This window comes from Streptomyces sp. MS191 (assembly GCF_008042125.1).
Taxonomy (GTDB): Bacteria; Actinomycetota; Actinomycetes; order Streptomycetales; family Streptomycetaceae; genus Streptomyces.
This window is the reverse complement of sequence record NZ_RDBI01000040.1, coordinates 1,154,718-1,169,691: the sequence shown is the minus strand read 5'-3', so window position 1 is coordinate 1,169,691 and position 14,974 is coordinate 1,154,718. Positions and strand designations below refer to the sequence as shown.

15 protein-coding genes and 3 pseudogenes are annotated in these 14,974 nt (G+C 72.5%); 7 read left to right on the top strand and 11 right to left on the bottom strand.

What is annotated here, in order from left to right; all coding sequences use genetic code 11:
- Positions 1-189: 189 nt before the first annotated feature.
- Positions 190-801: pseudogene (gene ddaH, locus EAO71_RS12335) on the bottom strand (dimethylargininase); the annotation flags it as partial.
- A 190-nt stretch (positions 802-991) separates the two neighbouring features.
- Here ddaH and EAO71_RS12330 point away from each other — a divergent pair.
- Together EAO71_RS12330 and EAO71_RS12325 are read left to right on the top strand one after the other, a co-directional pair.
- Positions 992-1,612, top strand: a complete 621-nt coding sequence (locus EAO71_RS12330) for a TetR/AcrR family transcriptional regulator (RefSeq protein ID WP_147977765.1) — start codon at positions 992-994, stop codon at positions 1,610-1,612.
- A gap of 115 nt (positions 1,613-1,727) precedes the next feature.
- Entirely contained in the window at positions 1,728-2,495 is a 768-nt protein-coding gene (locus EAO71_RS12325) for a bifunctional DNA primase/polymerase (protein ID WP_147977764.1), read from the top strand.
- A 126-nt stretch (positions 2,496-2,621) separates the two neighbouring features.
- Here EAO71_RS12325 and EAO71_RS12320 read toward each other — a convergent pair whose 3' ends face one another.
- The 4 genes from EAO71_RS12320 to efeO are packed head-to-tail and all read right to left on the bottom strand — an operon-like array spanning position 2,622 to position 6,913.
- Positions 2,622-3,533 (bottom strand): hypothetical protein, encoded by a 912-nt coding sequence (locus EAO71_RS12320; RefSeq protein ID WP_261992229.1) that lies wholly within the window; start codon positions 3,531-3,533, stop codon positions 2,622-2,624.
- Positions 3,490-4,458, bottom strand: a complete 969-nt coding sequence (gene efeU, locus EAO71_RS12315; RefSeq protein WP_147977763.1) for an iron uptake transporter permease EfeU — start codon at positions 4,456-4,458, stop codon at positions 3,490-3,492. Before efeU ends, EAO71_RS12320 begins: the two co-directional genes overlap by 44 nt.
- A gap of 31 nt (positions 4,459-4,489) precedes the next feature.
- Complete coding sequence (efeB, locus tag EAO71_RS12310; protein ID WP_147977762.1) at positions 4,490-5,743, bottom strand: iron uptake transporter deferrochelatase/peroxidase subunit; 1,254 nt, start codon at positions 5,741-5,743, stop codon at positions 4,490-4,492.
- Positions 5,744-5,758: 15 nt separating this feature from the next.
- Entirely contained in the window at positions 5,759-6,913 is a 1,155-nt protein-coding gene (gene efeO / locus EAO71_RS12305) for an iron uptake system protein EfeO (protein ID WP_147977761.1), read from the bottom strand.
- A 412-nt stretch (positions 6,914-7,325) separates the two neighbouring features.
- On the opposite strand from efeO, the gene EAO71_RS12300 reads away from it, so the two are divergent.
- Positions 7,326-8,027: a PhzF family phenazine biosynthesis protein gene (locus EAO71_RS12300; protein WP_147977760.1), complete on the top strand. Its 702-nt coding sequence runs from the start codon at positions 7,326-7,328 to the stop codon at positions 8,025-8,027.
- Between the two features lie 50 nt (positions 8,028-8,077).
- On the opposite strand, the gene EAO71_RS12295 is transcribed toward EAO71_RS12300, so the two are convergent.
- A complete protein-coding gene (locus EAO71_RS12295; RefSeq protein ID WP_147977759.1) occupies positions 8,078-8,728 on the bottom strand; it encodes a biliverdin-producing heme oxygenase in 651 nt (216 codons plus the stop codon).
- Between the two features lie 120 nt (positions 8,729-8,848).
- A complete protein-coding gene (gene map, locus EAO71_RS12290) occupies positions 8,849-9,706 on the bottom strand; it encodes a type I methionyl aminopeptidase (RefSeq protein WP_147977758.1) in 858 nt (285 codons plus the stop codon).
- Positions 9,707-9,764: 58 nt separating this feature from the next.
- Between map and EAO71_RS12285 the strand changes: the two genes are divergently transcribed.
- Positions 9,765-10,007, top strand: a complete 243-nt coding sequence (locus EAO71_RS12285; protein WP_147977757.1) for a hypothetical protein — start codon at positions 9,765-9,767, stop codon at positions 10,005-10,007.
- A 154-nt stretch (positions 10,008-10,161) separates the two neighbouring features.
- Here EAO71_RS12285 and EAO71_RS12280 read toward each other — a convergent pair whose 3' ends face one another.
- The gene (locus tag EAO71_RS12280) at positions 10,162-11,448 is read right to left on the bottom strand and encodes an MFS transporter (RefSeq protein ID WP_147979256.1); all 1,287 of its coding nucleotides are present in this window, start codon (positions 11,446-11,448) and stop codon (positions 10,162-10,164) included.
- Positions 11,449-11,512: 64 nt separating this feature from the next.
- Positions 11,513-12,115, bottom strand: a complete 603-nt coding sequence (locus EAO71_RS12275) for a hypothetical protein (protein ID WP_147977756.1) — start codon at positions 12,113-12,115, stop codon at positions 11,513-11,515.
- On the opposite strand from EAO71_RS12275, the gene npdG reads away from it, so the two are divergent.
- Both npdG and EAO71_RS12265 read left to right on the top strand, forming a co-directional pair.
- A complete protein-coding gene (npdG, locus tag EAO71_RS12270) occupies positions 12,114-12,932 on the top strand; it encodes an NADPH-dependent F420 reductase (protein WP_261992106.1) in 819 nt (272 codons plus the stop codon). The genes EAO71_RS12275 and npdG overlap by 2 nt on opposite strands.
- A gap of 90 nt (positions 12,933-13,022) precedes the next feature.
- Positions 13,023-13,208, top strand: a complete 186-nt coding sequence (locus EAO71_RS12265; protein ID WP_147977755.1) for a hypothetical protein — start codon at positions 13,023-13,025, stop codon at positions 13,206-13,208.
- Between the two features lie 39 nt (positions 13,209-13,247).
- On the opposite strand, the gene EAO71_RS12260 is transcribed toward EAO71_RS12265, so the two are convergent.
- Complete coding sequence (locus EAO71_RS12260; RefSeq protein ID WP_147977754.1) at positions 13,248-14,045, bottom strand: site-2 protease family protein; 798 nt, start codon at positions 14,043-14,045, stop codon at positions 13,248-13,250.
- Positions 14,046-14,142: 97 nt separating this feature from the next.
- On the opposite strand from EAO71_RS12260, the pseudogene EAO71_RS12255 reads away from it, so the two are divergent.
- Positions 14,143-14,565, top strand: a pseudogene (locus EAO71_RS12255) (AfsR/SARP family transcriptional regulator); the annotation flags it as partial.
- A gap of 48 nt (positions 14,566-14,613) precedes the next feature.
- Here EAO71_RS12255 and EAO71_RS38735 read toward each other — a convergent pair.
- Positions 14,614-14,868, bottom strand: a pseudogene (locus tag EAO71_RS38735) (BTAD domain-containing putative transcriptional regulator); the annotation flags it as partial.
- Positions 14,869-14,974 lie beyond the last annotated feature (106 nt).

Here is a 14,974-nt window from a genome sequence, read left to right as displayed (position 1 = left end):
CCGTTACCTGATGTGCCCACCCACGCACTTCGAGGTGACGTACTCCATCAACCCCTGGATGGACCCCACGAAACCGGTCGACCTGCCCCTGGCCCTCGCCCAGTGGGAGGACCTGCGCGACCGCTACCGCTCGCTCGGCCACTCCGTCGAGCTGCTCGACCCGCAGCCGGGTCTGCCGGACATGGTCTTCGCCGCGGCGTCGCGCTCCGTGGCCAGCAGGGCGTCGGGGAAGAGCCGGGCCAGGACGGCCCTGCTCCCGGGGGAGAAGGCGCCGGGGTAGTACATGATCTCGTCGCGGGCGTCGTCCAGGACGCACAGCGCCGTGTCCAGGTGGTAGTAGCGCGGGTCCACCAGCTCCAGGCCGATCACGGGGCGGCCGAAGTACTCCTGTGCCTCGTCGTGCGAGAGCGGGCTGGAGCGGAAGCCGCGGCCGGCCAGGATCCAGGAGGCGGTCACGGCGAAGTCGCCTTCGCCCTCGTTCACGTGCTCCGGCTCCCACAGGTCCGCGTAACCGTTCCTGCGGAACCAGTCCCGGTGCGCCGCGGCCTCGTCCGTGCGCTCCGGGTGGGCGAACCGGGCGCCGAGGACCCGGCCGTCCACGACGGTCGCGCCGTTCGCGGCGAAGACCATGTCCGGCAGACCCGGCTGCGGGTCGAGCAGCTCGACGGAGTGGCCGAGCGAGCGGTAGCGGTCGCGCAGGTCCTCCCACTGGGCGAGGGCCAGGGGCAGGTCGACCGGTTTCGTGGGGTCCATCCAGGGGTTGATGGAGTACGTCACCTCGAAGTGCGTGGGTGGGCACATCAGGTAACGGCGAAGCGAAGCCTCGCGCGGAGTAGGGCGCAATGAGGGCTCCTCACGGACGGTGGTTCGGATGGTCCCCATGGTCCGCCCTCCCCGGCGTCCGCGCAGTGAACCGTTCGGGTGGTTCGGCCGAATATCGGCGTACCACAGGCAGCGAGACGCGCCGTCTCGCTGGTGCTAGATTGCCTCCATGTCCGACACCAAGGCACCCGACGCCTCGCGCCGCAGCGAACGCTCCCGCCGCGCCATCTACGACGCCGCCCTCGCCCTCGTCACCGAGTCCGGATACAGCAGGACGACGATCGAGGGCATCGCCGCCCGCGCGGGTGTCGGCAAGCAGACGATCTACCGCTGGTGGCCCTCCAAGTCCGCCGTCCTGCTCGACGCCTTCCTCGACCTCGCCGCCCGGGCCAACGAGGCCCTCGGCGGCGACGCCGAGAGTGAGATCCCCGACACCGGGGACCTCGCCGCCGACCTCGGGTTCGTGCTCCGCGCGACCGTCGACGAGCTGAACGACCCGACCTTCGACGGCCCCTCCCGCGCGCTGGCCGCCGAGGGCCTGGTCGATCCGGAGCTCGGCGCCCGGTTCGTCGAGCGGCTCCTCGAACCCCAGCTCCAGTACTACGTGCGCCGCATCGAGGCCGCCCAGGCGGCCGGGGACGTCGACCCCGCCGTCGACCCGCGCATCGCCCTCGAACTCCTGGTCGGCCCGCTGAACCACCGCTGGCAGCACCGCACCCTGCCGCTGACCCACGCCTACGCCGACACCCTCGTCGACTACGTCCTGCGCGGTATCGCCCCCCGCTCCTGAGGTCCCCGCGGGCCGTCCGACCCCACCCCGGTTGGGAAGTCCGGTCACCCGGAGCGCAGGATGGTGGGACCATGGGCAGAGCCGAACGGGCGAGCACGAGCGTGTGAGGGGATAGATGGGCGACGGCAAAGGCCGCTACCGCGGCACGGACGGCAAGCTCGCGGGGTGGCTGCGCAGGCGCCCCCGCCGCACCCCCGCGGACGACGGGAACGATCGCGAGAAGCTGCTCCTGGCCGTCGCCGCCGCGGGAATGCCCCTCGCCCCGGCCGCGTACCCCGTCGGCTACCGGTGTTCCTGCGAGCGCATGGGCTGTCCCACCCCCGCCCGGCATCCGGTGTCCTTCGCCTGGCAGACCCAGTCGACCACCGACCGCGCCCAGATCGAACGCTGGGCCCGTGCCGAGCCCGGCGCGAACTTCGTCACCGCCACCGGCATGGTGCACGACGTCCTCGACGTCCCGCTGGAGGCCGGGCGCGGCGCCCTGGCCCGGCTCCTCGACCAGGGGATCGACGTCGGCCCCGTCGCCGAGTCCGCGCCGAGCGCGGGCGACGGCGGCCGGATGCTCTTCTTCACCGCCACCCGCGGAACCCCCGAGGACGAGGACGAGTGGTGGCCCTGCGAGCTGGACTGCCATCCGGAGACCATGGACGAGCATCCGGGGCTGCGCTGGCACTGCCGGGGCAGCTACGTGCTCCTGCCGCCGTCCCGGCTCATCGGTGACGAGGAGGAGCAGCCCGGGGTCTCCTGGGCCCGCGGCCCCGAGCACCCGCTGCCGGACCCCCTGAACCTGCTGGAGACCCTCACCGACGCCTGCGCCAGGTACCTCGCCGGGCAGGAGGGGCAGCAGTCGGGCCACGAGGTCGCCTGGCCGTTGAGCCGCTGAGCCCCCGTCGGTCCTGTCCGGGAGGACAGGACCCGGGAGCCGTCCGGCAGGTCCCGCCCGGCTCTCCGCGCGGCCGGTGCTCCGTCCGGACGGAGCACCGTGCGGACGGGACCCGACCCGGACCGCCTACGAGCCCTCCGCCGCCGTCACGCCCTGCAGCCGCCCCGCGACCGTGACCCCGTCCCGCGTCGCGCCCGCCGGCTTCACGAGCACCGCCTGGCTGGACACCCACGTCTTGGTGACCGACCGCTTGATCTCGCCGGTCAGCAGGGCCTTCACGTCGGCGCCGACCTTGGGGCGGTAGCCCTGGGCCGCGGTCTGCCGCTCGAAGTACTTCGTCGCGAAGAAGACCAGCGCCCCGCCCTCCCGCGTCGCGAGCCCCAGCGGCGCGAAGTCGCCGGTGTCCGTGGCCTCGTCGATGTACTGGGTGGCGAGACCGGCCCGCTGGGCCGACTTCTCCCGCTCGGTCCGCCACACCGAGGTGTGCGGACCGGCGGCGAACGGTCCCGGCCGGCCCGTCGACAGGTAGGAGACGTACTCCCTGCCGAGGTTCTGCGGGGCGACCGCGAGCCGCGGGGAGTCGGGTGGGACCGGCACCGCGAAGCCGGCGTCGTCGGTCGCGAAGACCGGCACCTCGTCCGGGGTGAGGATCGTCAGATACGCGACCTCCCACAACTGCGTGGCGCCGTTGCGGACGAACACCAGCAGCCAGCGGTTGTCGCCGGGGCCCTGGTCGGTGTCCCGGTTCGAGTCGGTGTCCGCGACGAACCAGCGCGGCCAGCCCGCCTTCTTCGGCAGCAGGAACTTCGCGTCCGACAGCTCCAGCGGCACGTGGCTCGGGTTCCCGTTCGGACTTGTGACCGAACGGGACTTCAGGCCCGCCTGGTTGATCGCCCCGAGCGGACCGGTGACCCGGCCCGCGGTGAGGGCCGGGTCGTTCGCCTTGTCGCCCTTGTTGTAGGCGTCGACGAAGTCCTTGAGAGCCTGCTCGGCCTCAGACTTCGTTGCCGCCGGCAGGAGCTCCAGCTCGCCGTGCACCGTCACGCAGCTGCTCGCCGTCAGCGCCAGCACCGTCGCCGCCGCCGTCGCCACGAGCGCCCTCGCCGGCCGCCTCAGCTTTCTCATCGGTCGCCTTCTGCTCCTTCACCCGCACGGACGGACCCGACCCTACCGGGGCCAGGAACAGCGCGAGTGTCGGGATCAGATAGAGCGCCCACACCGTGACCTGAACGACCGTCGGGTCGGGCTGGAAGTTGAAGACGCCCTTCAGCAGGGTGCCGTACCAGCTGTCCGGCGGGATCGTCTCCGAGACGTCGAATGCCTTGTTCGCGAGACCGCCGACGAAGCGGGCCTCCTGCAGGTCGTGCACGCCGTACGCCAGCACGCCGGCCGCCACCACGACCAGCATGCCGCCGGTCCAGGTGAAGAACTTCGCCAGGTTGATCTTGAGCGCGCCGCGGTAGAACAGCCAGCCGAGGACGATCGCGGTCGCGATGCCCAGCAGGACGCCGATGAGAGGGGCGGACGTGCCGTCCTGCGAAGCCCGTACGGACGCCCACACGAACAGCGCCGTCTCCAGGCCCTCGCGGCCCACGGCCAGGAAGGCGGTGGCGACCAGCGCGCCGGTGCCCATCCGAAGCGCCGCGTCCAGCCGCCCGTGCAGCTCCTTCCTCAGGTGCCGCGCCGTGCGCCGCATCCAGAAGACCATCCAGGTCACCAGGCACACGGCCACGATGGAGAGCGAGCCGCCCAGCAGCTCCTGCGCCTCGAACGTCAGCTCCTGCGAGCCGAATTCGAGGGCGAAGCCGAAGGCCAGGGCCAGCGAGACCGCCACCCCGATGCCGATCCAGATCGGCTTCAGGGCGTCACGGCGGCCCGTCTTCACCAGGTACGCGATGAGGATGCAGACGACCAGGCTGGCCTCCAGGCCCTCGCGGAGGCCGATCAGATAGTTGCCGAACACGCCGGCTCCCTTCGGTAGTGCCCGACCACTGCTACGAGAACAGCGCCCGGCCCCACCAGTCGTCCTTGTCGCGGACGCCCGGCGGGACGGCGAACAGCGCCGAACCCACGTGCTGGATGTACTCGTTGAGGACGTCGGCCCGCGCCAGCGAGGTCTGCACCGGGATGAAGCCCTTGCGGACGTCGCGCTGGTACGCGAGGAAGAACAGGCCCGCGTCGAGGCGGCCCAGGCCGTCCGTGCCGTCCGTGAAGGAGTAGCCGCGGCGCAGGATCGTCGCCCCGTGGTTGGAGTCCGGGTGCGCGAGCCGGACGTGCGCCTCCGGCTTCATCGCCTTCAGGAACGGCTCGTCGTGCTCCTTGGCCTTGCCGACCGGCGCGCCCTCGCGCTTGTCGCGGCCGAAGATGTCCTCCTGCTCCTGGAGCGAGGTGCGGTCCCAGGTCTCGATGTTCATCCGGATCCGGCGCGCCACCAGGTACGAGCCGCCCGCCATCCACGCGGGGCCGTCCTTCTCGGCGGCCCACACGTGCTTGTCGAGCGCGGCGGTGTCGGTGCCCGCGATGTTCCGGGTGCCGTCCTTGAAGCCCATCATGTTGCGCGGGGTCTGGGCCTCGGGCGTCGTCGAGGAGGTCTTGCCGAAACCGAGCTGCGACCAGCGGACCGCGACCTTGCCGAAGCCGATCCGGGCCAGGTTGCGGATCGCGTGCACCGCGACCTGGGGGTCGTCGGCGCAGGCCTGGACGCACAGGTCGCCGCCGCTGCGGGCCGGGTCCAGGTTGTCGCCGGGGAACTTCGGCAGGTCGACCAGGGCCCCGGGCCGCCGGTCCTTCAGGCCGAAGCGCCCGTCGAACAGGGAGGGGCCGAAGCCGATGGTGAGGGTGAGACGGCAGGGCTTGAGGCCGAGGGCCTCGCCGGTGTCGTCCGGCGGAGCCTCCGGCAGGCCGCCGTAGGCGCCCTCGCCGACCTCGTGGCCGGCCGTCATGAGCTCGGCGGCGCGCGTCCAGTCCTTGAGGAGCTGGACGAGCTCGGCCCGGTCCTTCGTCTTCACGTCGAAGGCGGCGAAGTGCAGCCGGTCCTGGACGGCGCTGGCGATGCCGGCCTGGTGGGGGCCGTGGAAGGGGACGGCGGCGCCGCTCTCGGCGGCGGGCACCGCGGTGTCCCCGGTGCGGGTCAGGGCGACGGCGCCGCCGGCCGCGGCGGCGCCGAGCGCGAGCCCGGCACCTCCCCAGCCCAGCACCGTGCGCCGAGAGGCGGTCGGCTCGTTCGTACGATCGGTCGACTCGGTCATCTCGGTCCTCCCGGCTTACTTGACGACTGCGGCGGCGAGCTTGGAGAGCGGCTCGGCCAGCGCGTTGACGCCGTCCGAGAGCTCCTTGCGCTCCGTCTTGCCGACCTTCTCGTAGGAGGTGAAGACGTAGGACGTCTTGTCCGTGCGGTACTTGTCCAGGAGCGCGTTCAGGGCCGCGAACTGCTTGTCCAGTTCGGCGACGAGCTTCGGGTCGTTCTTCGAGGCGACCGGCTTGAGCAGCTCGAAGGACTTCTGGGCGCCCTCGACGTTCGCCTTGAAGTCGACCAGGTCGGTGCGGGAGTAGCGCTCCTCCTCGCCCGTGACCTTGCCGCTGGCGACCTCGTCGAGGAGCTCCTTGGCGCCGTTGGCCATCGAGGTGGGGGTGATGTCGGCCTTGCCGACGCGCTTCACCCAGTCCGCGAGGTCCTTGTCGAGGAGGTCGGCGAGCTGCTTCTCGCGGTCACCGATCTTCTTGTCCTGCCAGAGCGCCTTCTCCAGGCGGTGCCAGCCGGTCCAGTCCTTCGCCGGGTCCTGGCCGTCCTCCAGGCCGTCCTCGCGGACGTCGACCTTCGGGTCGATGTCGCCGAACGACTCGGCGACCGGCTCGGTGCGCTCCCAGCCGATGCGGGAGTGGGCGTAGGCCTTCTTCGCGGCCTCGACGTCACCGGCGCGGACGGCGTCGGTGAAGACCTTCACCTTCGGCAGGGTCTCCTCGGCCTGAGCCTGCACGTACTGGCGGTAGGCGGCGACGGCGGCGTCCATCTCCGGGGAGCGCGCCGCGCCCTTGGCGCCACCGGTGACGGTGACCTTCTGGCTGATGCCCGCGCCCTTCATGCCCGGCTTGCAGACGATCGTGTAGTCGCCGGCCTTGACCTCGGCGGTGATGTTCGCCTTGGTGGAGGGGCCGATGTTCTCGCGCTCGGTGACGATCCGGCCGTCCGGGTAGAGGACGTAGACCTCGGTGACCTTGGAACCCTGGTTCTCCACGGCGAGCTTCACGTGCCCGGCGGGGAACTCGGTCTTGGACACGGCGCAGGAGTCGTCCTTCGCGACGACCTGGACGGCGCCGTCGCCGCCCTTGGCATCGCTTTTCTCGGCGCAGCCCGTGACGGCGGTCAGAGCTGCCGCGGTCGCGGCGGCGGTGACGACAGAGAGACGGACGGCTCGCATAGAGGGCTCCATGGAAGGACGAGGGTGCCGGGAACGGGTTCGTCCGGCGGTGAGGCGGACCTAACTTAACCGAGGCTTACCTGAGCGATGCCCAGGCGTCCAGTGATTCAGCTCTCACGTTCCCGGCCCGGGCACGGCGGGGTCACAGCTCTCTCATGGCGAACCCATGGCAGGGTCAAGCGCGGGTCAAGGCGGTGGATTCGGGCGTTTTGTGAGGAACGGGGCTGCCGTGTGAGGACGGTGGGGCCGCGCTCGCCTCCGCGGCCGCCGCCGTGCCTGTGGGTGCGAGGCGGCGGTGCGGGGTTCTCCGCCTGGTCCGCGGTCTCCCGGCCGTACCACGAAGGCGCCGCCCGGGCATGGCCGATTCCGCGTGGTCCGGCGGAACGGGACTCCTGGATGCTTCAATTCCGCCATGAACACGACCGTGACTGACATCGTGCGCAGCGCCACCGACATCGACGTACTGCGCGTCTTCTGCGCCGGCGACGGCCGGTACGGCAACGCCCTCGGCGTCGTACGCGACGGCCGTACGCACCCCGACGAGGCGTCCCGGCAGGCGCTCGCCAAGGAACTCGGCTTCAGCGAGACGGTGTTCGTCGACGACCCCGAGCGCGGCGTCGTCGACATCTACACGCCCGGCGTCCGGCTGCCGTTCGCCGGGTACCCGGTGGTCGGTGTGGCCTGGCTGCTGGATCTGGAGGTCGTCTGCCCGCCGGTGGGCGAGGTGTGGGTGCGCGGCGACGGGGAGTTCACCTGGATCGAGGCGCGTGCCGAGTGGGCCCCGCCACGGACCCTGCGGCGGTACGCCTCGGCCGCGGAGGTCGAGGCGCTGGAGGTGCCCGAGCCGGGGGAGTGGATCTACGCCTGGGCCTGGGAGGACGAGGCGGCCGGCCGTGTCCGGGCGCGGGCCTTCCCGGGACGCGGGGACGGCATCGACGAGGACGAGGCCACCGGCGCGGCGGCGATCCTGCTGACGGCCGAGCTGGGCCGGGCCCTGAACATCACGCAGGGCCGGGGCTCGCAGCTCCTGACGGCCCCCGGACCCGACGGTGTGATCGAACTCGGTGGGCGGGTCCGGCTGGAGGCCACGCTGGCACCGCCGCTCACGAGCTGAGTCCGGGTGCGGGGACGCGCCCCCGCACCCGCCCGAACCCGCCCGCGCCCTCAGGCGCTGAGCGGGAACTCGCCGGCCAGCTCGCGGAAGACCGCGCCGTTGAAGTCGAAGGCGCGCTTGCACTCGTCGACGATCCGCTGCTTCTCCAGGTCGTCGGCGTCCACGCCGTCGAGCAGTTCGCGGTAGCCGCGCTTGAAGGCGGCCGGGTTGGCGATCTCCTCGAAGACGTAGAAGCGGACGCCGTCGCCCTTGCGGGCGAAGCCCCAGGTGCGCTCCGCCCGGTCGCGGATGATCTGGCCACCGGAGAGGTCGCCGAGGTAGCGCGTGTAGTGGTGCGCCACGTATCCGGCGGGCCACGCGCGGGCGCAGTGCGCGACGCGCTCGGCGTAGGCCGCCGTGGCGGGCAGCGGGGAGAGCCCGGCGCGCCAGTCCGGGCCCCGCAGATGGGCCAGGTCCTGCTCCAGCGCGGCCGTGCGGAACAGCTCCGGCTGTATGAAGGGCCCGGCGACGAGGTCGTCCTTCAGCGCGTCGGCGCCGTCCTCCAGGGCCCGGTACACGAACCAGAGCTGCTCCGTGTAGCGCGCGTACGCGTCCACGGCGAGGCGCCCGCCGAGGAGGTCGCTCATGAACGTCGACGTCTCGGCCTCGGTGTGCTGCTCGTGCGAGGCCGTGCGGATCAGCGTCGAGAAGGGCGTGTCCAAGGCGTGCCTCCGGGGGCCTTGCCGGTGGGGACGGGAACCTGCTGGAATACTGCTACTTAGGCTTACCTAAGTCAACCGGTTCCCGACGTCCTGTCGGTAAGAAGCTACCCCGCGCCGGCGTCAGGGCAACGTGAGGATTTCGGTCCCGGTGTCCGTCACCACGAGCGTGTGCTCGAACTGCGCGGTCCGCTTCCGGTCCTTGGTCACGACGGTCCAGCCGTCGTCCCACATGTCGTACTCGTGGGTGCCCAGCGTCAGCATCGGCTCGATGGTGAACGTCATGCCCGGCTGGATCACCGTGGTGGCGTGCGGGGAGTCGTAGTGCGGGATGATCAGGCCGGAGTGGAAGGACGAGTTGATGCCGTGCCCGGTGAAGTCCCGGACCACGCCGTAGCCGAAGCGCTTGGCGTACGACTCGATGACCCGCCCGATGATGTTGATCTGGCGGCCGGGCTTCACGGCCTTGATGGCGCGGTCCAGGGACTCGCGGGTCCGCTCGACCAGCAGCCGCGACTCCTCGTCGACGTCACCGCACAGGTAGGTCGCGTTGTTGTCGCCGTGGACGCCGTGGATGTACGCCGTGACGTCGAGGTTCACGATGTCGCCGTCGTTGAGGACGGTGGAGTCCGGGATGCCGTGGCAGATGACCTCGTTGACCGAGGAGCACAGTGACTTCGGGAACCCGCGGTAGCCGAGGGTGGAGGGATAGGCCCCGTGGTCGCACATGAACTCGTGCGCGACCCGGTCCAGCTCGTCCGTGGTCACGCCGGGGGCGATGTGCTTGGCGGCCTCCTCCATCGCCTGGGCCGCGATGCGGCCGGCGATCCGCATCCGCTCGACGGTGTCGGAGTCCTGCACCTCCGGTCCCTTGTACGGCGTGGGGGCGGGCTTCCCGACGTACTCGGGACGGCGGATGGCTCCCGGAACGGAGCGGTGGGGGGAGAGTTCCCCGGGCACGAGCAGCGACTGGCCAGACATACCAGCGAGTCTAACGACCGGTCCTGGGGCAGCATGGCGACAGAGGAAGGAGCCGACGATGGCCCTGTTCAAGAAGCGCACGGCGGGCAAGCCGGGCGAGTGGTACTACTGCCTGGAGCACAAGAAGGTCGAGGAGGGCCCCGAGTGCCCGGCCAAGAACCGCTTCGGCCCCTACGCGTCCCGTGAGGAGGCGTCCCACGCCATGGAGACGGCGAAGGAACGCAACCTGGAGTGGGAGAACGACCCGAAGTGGCACGACGCCCCGGCGGCCGACGGCTCCCGGGACGACACTCCCGACTAGGGCGCGTCCGGAAAGTCCCGCCTGCCTCACGCGCGCCGGCCGGGACGGCCGCGGCCCGTGCCGCGCCCGTCCCGGCCGGCGGGCGACCGCACCCGATCGGGCGATCCGTTGGGGCGGCCGTACCCCTCGCGCGGTGTCCGGGGCGGGCGCCCGGTCACGCGGCCTCCGACGTCTCCCGCCGCCGCGCCGCCTTCCGGCGCAGCGCGTCCTCGTCGGTCGCGGCGTCGTACGTCAGCAGCCGCGGCAGCGTCAGGCACAGCAGGCCCACCGAGGCGACGCAGGCCAGACCGCCCGACCAGACCGCCGGGCGGGTGCCCGTCCAGCCGGCCATCGCGCCGGCGCGGACCTGCCCCAGCTGGGGGCCCACGCTGTACGAGAGGACCTCGATGCCGGCCAGCCGGCCGCGGAGCTCCTCCGGGATCGTCTGGTTCCAGATCGTGGAGCGGCCCAGCCCGCTCAGCATGTCGCCGGCACCGGCGAAGGCCAGGCACAGCAGCACCAGCCGGATGTCGTCGAACCGGCCGGCCAGCGCGATCGCGAGTCCCCAGCCCGCCGCGCCGAACACCACCAGCAGGCCGTGCCGGCGGACCTTCGAGGTCCAGCCGCTGGTGAGGCCGAGGACGAGTGAGCCGACCGATCCGGCCGCGTACATCAGGCCCAGCGCCCAGTCGGCGTCCAGCTCGTCCGCGAGGAACGGGAAGATCGTGTTCGGGAAGGCGAAGAACATCGCCGCGAGGTCGATCGCGTACGTGCCGAGCAGCACCGGCCGCGACCAGGCGTAGCGCGCTCCCTCCGCGATGCCGCGCAGCGAGGGCTTCTCGGCGTCGTGCGCGGCCGGGGCCGGGGCCAGCCGGCGGCAGAGCAGCACCGACGCGGCGAAGCCGGCGATCGTCAGGCCGTACGCCGGCGCGTGCCCGGCGTAGGCGACCACGAGACCCGCGAGCGCCGGGCCCGCGATCGCGCCCGTCTGCCAGCGCAGCGAGTTGAGCGCGGCCGCGGCGGTCTGCTGCTCGTGCGGCACGATCCGGGCGAGGAGGGAGTCCAGCGCGGGTCGTTGGAGCCCGGCCAGCGCGGAGACGCAGGCCGCGACGAGATACAGGGGCCACAGCATCGGGGAGGGCAGCAGCGCGTTCAGGAGCAGGACCAGTGCGAGGACGCCGAGCCCGGCCTCGGTAAGGATGATCACCTTGCGCCGGTCGACCGCGTCGGCGAGCGCCCCGCCGTAGAGACCGAACACCACCAGCGGGACCAGCTCCACCGCGCCCATCGCGCCCACGGCGAACGGCGAGTTCGTGAGGTCCTTGATCTGGAGGGGCAGGGCGATCAGCGCCATGAAGCTGCTGAAGTACGTCACCAGCCCCTGGATCCACAGCAGCCGGAAGTCGGCGGACGACCGCCACGGCGCCGTGTCGGGCAGGACGGATGCCAGTCTCACCGACAGCTTGGAGGTCACGAGGGGTCATGCTCGTGCCGATCGGTGCCGGAGGCAACCGGATTTCGCCCCGCTACCAGGGCGCCTGCGGCGGGGCCGTCAGGTGGTCCGCCAGGGCGGAGAGCCGGTCCCGGAAGCGCCGCCGGCCGCGTGCGGCGGGCAGGCTGTTCTCACCGGCCGCCGCGCTGACCAGGTGCTGGACCGTGTCCAGGTCGACCTCCGCCGAGGCGTCCACCGTGAGCGCCTCGTGCGCCAGTGCGTGCACCTCGGGGTCCCCGCCGTCCAGCGACAGGACGGTGGCCCCGGCCCGGCGGGCGTCGTGCACCCGCTCCAGGAGACCGGCGTCGGCCCGCTCGGGGGCGACCATCAGCAGCGTCGACCCCCGCCCGGCCGACTCCAGCCGGCTCAGCCCGACCGCCAGATGCGCCGGATCCCCGGGCCGCACCCGGTGCCGGACCAGCGTCGGCGCCAGCTCCGGCTGCCCGGACCAGGCCGACTCGTCGACCAGATGCGCGGCCAGGTGCCAGGGCTCGTACCCGGCCGTCCCCACCAGGAGCAGCCCGCCGCCCCGGGGCACGACGGAGGCCCGCAGGGCGCCCGCGAACCGGCGGGCCTCCCGGGGCCACGCCGTTCCGGCCAGTACCTCCCGCAGCAACGCGACGCGTACGGCATCCATGGGGCCGCATACTGCCGCAGCCGACCCCCGCGCCGGGGGCCGTCGCAGGAACTCACCCCCGCCCCGGCACGTTTCCCGCACAGCACCCCGTCCTCCAGGGAGTCCCACCGATGCAGGGAGTCCCACCGATGCTCCCGCCCCCGCGCCCAAGGACCCCTGGGACCTGCCCGACGTCTCCGGACTCGTCGTCGGTGTCCTCGGCGGGACCGGCGACCAGGGCCGCGGCCTCGCCTACCGGCTCGCCAAGGCCGGCCAGAAGGTGATCATCGGTTCGCGTGCCGCCGACCGCGCCCGGGCCGCCGCCGGCGAGCTCGGCCTCGGCGTCGAGGGAGCAGACAACGCCGAGTGCGCCCGCCGCAGCGACATCGTGATCGTCGCCGTCCCGTGGGACGGGCACGCCAAGACCCTCGAAACCCTGCGGGACGAGCTGGCGGGCAAGCTCGTCGTCGACTGCGTCAACCCGCTCGGCTTCGACAAGAAGGGCGCCTACGCCCTCAAGCCCGCGGAGGGGTCCGCCGCCGAGCAGGCCGCCGCCCTGCTGCCCGGCTCCCGGGTCACCGCCGCCTTCCACCACCTGTCCGCGGTGCTCCTCCAGGACGCCTCGATCGACGAGATCGACACCGACGTGATGGTCCTCGGCGAGGAGCGCGCCGACGTCGAGATCGTCCAGGCGCTGGCCGGCCGCATCCCCGGCATGCGGGGCGTCTTCGCCGGCCGGCTCCGCAACGCCCACCAGGTCGAGTCGCTCGTCGCCAACCTGATCTCGGTCAACCGCCGCTACAAGGCGCACGCCGGGCTGCGCGTCACCGACGTCTGAGCGACCCGTCCGGGCGCCTGCGGGCACGGACCCGGGCATGGGGGACACTGGTCGGGCACCATCAGCCGTACCGGACAGGAGCCGACCCCCATGCCCCGCCTCGCTCTCTACGCCCTCGTCGTCTGCGCACTCGCCGTGGTCGCGGCCGTCGTCTCCTTCGTCCAGGGCAGCGTCCTCGGCGTGATCTGGGTGCTGCTCGCCGGCCTGTCCTCGAACATGGCCTGGTACTACGTCCGCCGGGCCAAGGCCGAGAACGCCGCGGCCTCCGAGGCGTAGGCCCGGCGCCCGTCCGCCCCGACAGGGACGAGCCGGGACTCAGCCGACCCGGCAGAGCTCCGGCGTCTCCTGCCAGAACCGGAACAGCTCCGAGCCGCAGTAGCGGTACACCTCCGGCACCCCCAGCGAGCGCATCAGCGCGTCGATCGTGTCGAAGAACGCGCCGTTGACCGCCGGTACGAAGAGCAGCGCGATCACGACGAAGAACCCGTACGGCGCGTACGGCTCGATCTGCCGCTTGAGCCGGTACGACAGCCACGGCTCGACGACCCCGTAGCCGTCGAGGCCGGGCACCGGCAGCAGGTTCAGCAGCGCCGCCGTCACCTGGAGGAACGCCAGGAAGGCCAGCGCGAAGCGGAAGGGCAGCGGCACGCCGTCCAGCAGGTGCAGCCAGAACGGCGCCGTGCAGACGACGGCGAACAGGACGTTGGCGAGCGGCCCCGCGAGCGAGATCAGGCTGTGCTTCCAGCGGCCCCGGATCCGGCCCTGCTCGATGAAGACCGCGCCGCCCGGCAGACCGATGCCACCCATGATCACGAAGAGCACCGGCAGGATGATGCTGAGCACCGCGTGGGTGTACGCGAGCGGGTTGAGCGTGAGGTAGCCCTTCGCCCCGACCGTGATGTCCCCGCTGTGCAGCGCGGTGCGTGCGTGCGCGTACTCGTGCAGGCACAGCGACACGATCCAGGCCGAGGTCACGAAGAGGAAGACCGCGAGACCGGGAGAGGTCGCGAAGCCGGTCCACACGGCCCAGCCGGTGACCGCCATGACGGCGAGGATCGCCAGGAAGACCGGGCTGATGCTGCGCTCGTGGCTGCGGGTGGTGGCCGTGGACATCGGTGGGACTCCCTGGAGGACGGGGTGCTGTGCGGGAAACGTGCCGGGGCGGGGGTGAGTTCCTGCGACGGCCCCCGGCTCACGGAGAATAGGCCCTGTGCGCTACTCAGTCCWCGGCCCCACCCTCGCCCACCGCCCCGACGGCACGCCCGTCCCCATCGGCGGTCKCCGGCTGCGGGCCCTGGTGACCGTGCTCGCGCTGCGGGCCGGGCGCGCCGTCCCCGTCCCCGTCCTCGTCGACGAGGTCTGGCACGGGGAGCCGCCCGCGGACGGCGCCGCCGCGCTCCAGGCCCTGGTCGGGCGGGCCCGCCGGGCGCTCGGGCACGAGGCAGTGGTCTCCGCGGACGGCGGCTACCGGCTCGCCGCGGGCCCCGAGGACGTGGACGCGCGGCGCTTCGAACAGCTCGCTGCGGACGGCCTCCACGCCCTGGAGTCCGGGGATCCGGCCCGCGCCGCCGGACTCCTCGACGAGGCCCTCGGGCTCTGGCGGGGACCCGCGCTCGCCGACCTGCCCGACCGCGTCGTAGGCCGCGAGGGCTTCCGCCGCCCTCCCGGTGTCGCGCAGGGCCCGGATCCGCAGGGCCTGGAGCAGTTCGTCCAGGGGGTGTTCCTCGCAGAGCGCGGCGAGTTCGGGCAGGACGGCGGCGGCCTGGCCGAGGGCGAGGGCGGCGGCGAGGCGGGCGCGGCGGGCGTCCAGCCGGCGGGCGTCCCAGCGGGACGCCTCGGCCGCGCGGTCGGGCAGGTCGGCGAGCGCGGGTCCCCGCCAGAGCCCGAGGGCCTCGTCGAGGAGTCCGGCGGCGCGGGCCGGATCCCCGGACTCCAGGGCGTGGAGGCCGTCCGCAGCGAGCTGTTCGAAGCGCCGCGCTCTGCGAGGAACACCCCCTGGACGAACTGCTCCAGGCCCTGCGGATCCGGGCCCTGCGCGACAC

Bases quoted from the DNA above. Each gene is read 5' to 3' on its own strand.
- EAO71_RS12275 (WP_147977756.1), bottom strand. From the start codon at position 12,115: ATGGATGCCGTACGCGTCGCGTTGCTGCGGGAGGTACTGGCCGGAACG.
- EAO71_RS12285 (WP_147977757.1), top strand. From the start codon at position 9,765: ATGGCCCTGTTCAAGAAGCGCACGGCGGGCAAGCCGGGCGAGTGGTAC.
- efeB (WP_147977762.1), bottom strand. From the start codon at position 5,743: ATGACCGAGTCGACCGATCGTACGAACGAGCCGACCGCCTCTCGGCGC.
- EAO71_RS12325 (WP_147977764.1), top strand. From the start codon at position 1,728: ATGGGCGACGGCAAAGGCCGCTACCGCGGCACGGACGGCAAGCTCGCG.
- npdG (WP_261992106.1), top strand. From the start codon at position 12,114: ATGGGGCCGCATACTGCCGCAGCCGACCCCCGCGCCGGGGGCCGTCGC.
- map (WP_147977758.1), bottom strand. From the start codon at position 9,706: ATGTCTGGCCAGTCGCTGCTCGTGCCCGGGGAACTCTCCCCCCACCGC.
- EAO71_RS12260 (WP_147977754.1), bottom strand. From the start codon at position 14,045: ATGTCCACGGCCACCACCCGCAGCCACGAGCGCAGCATCAGCCCGGTC.
- efeO (WP_147977761.1), bottom strand. From the start codon at position 6,913: ATGCGAGCCGTCCGTCTCTCTGTCGTCACCGCCGCCGCGACCGCGGCA.
- EAO71_RS12300 (WP_147977760.1), top strand. From the start codon at position 7,326: ATGAACACGACCGTGACTGACATCGTGCGCAGCGCCACCGACATCGAC.
- EAO71_RS12330 (WP_147977765.1), top strand. From the start codon at position 992: ATGTCCGACACCAAGGCACCCGACGCCTCGCGCCGCAGCGAACGCTCC.
- EAO71_RS12265 (WP_147977755.1), top strand. From the start codon at position 13,023: ATGCCCCGCCTCGCTCTCTACGCCCTCGTCGTCTGCGCACTCGCCGTG.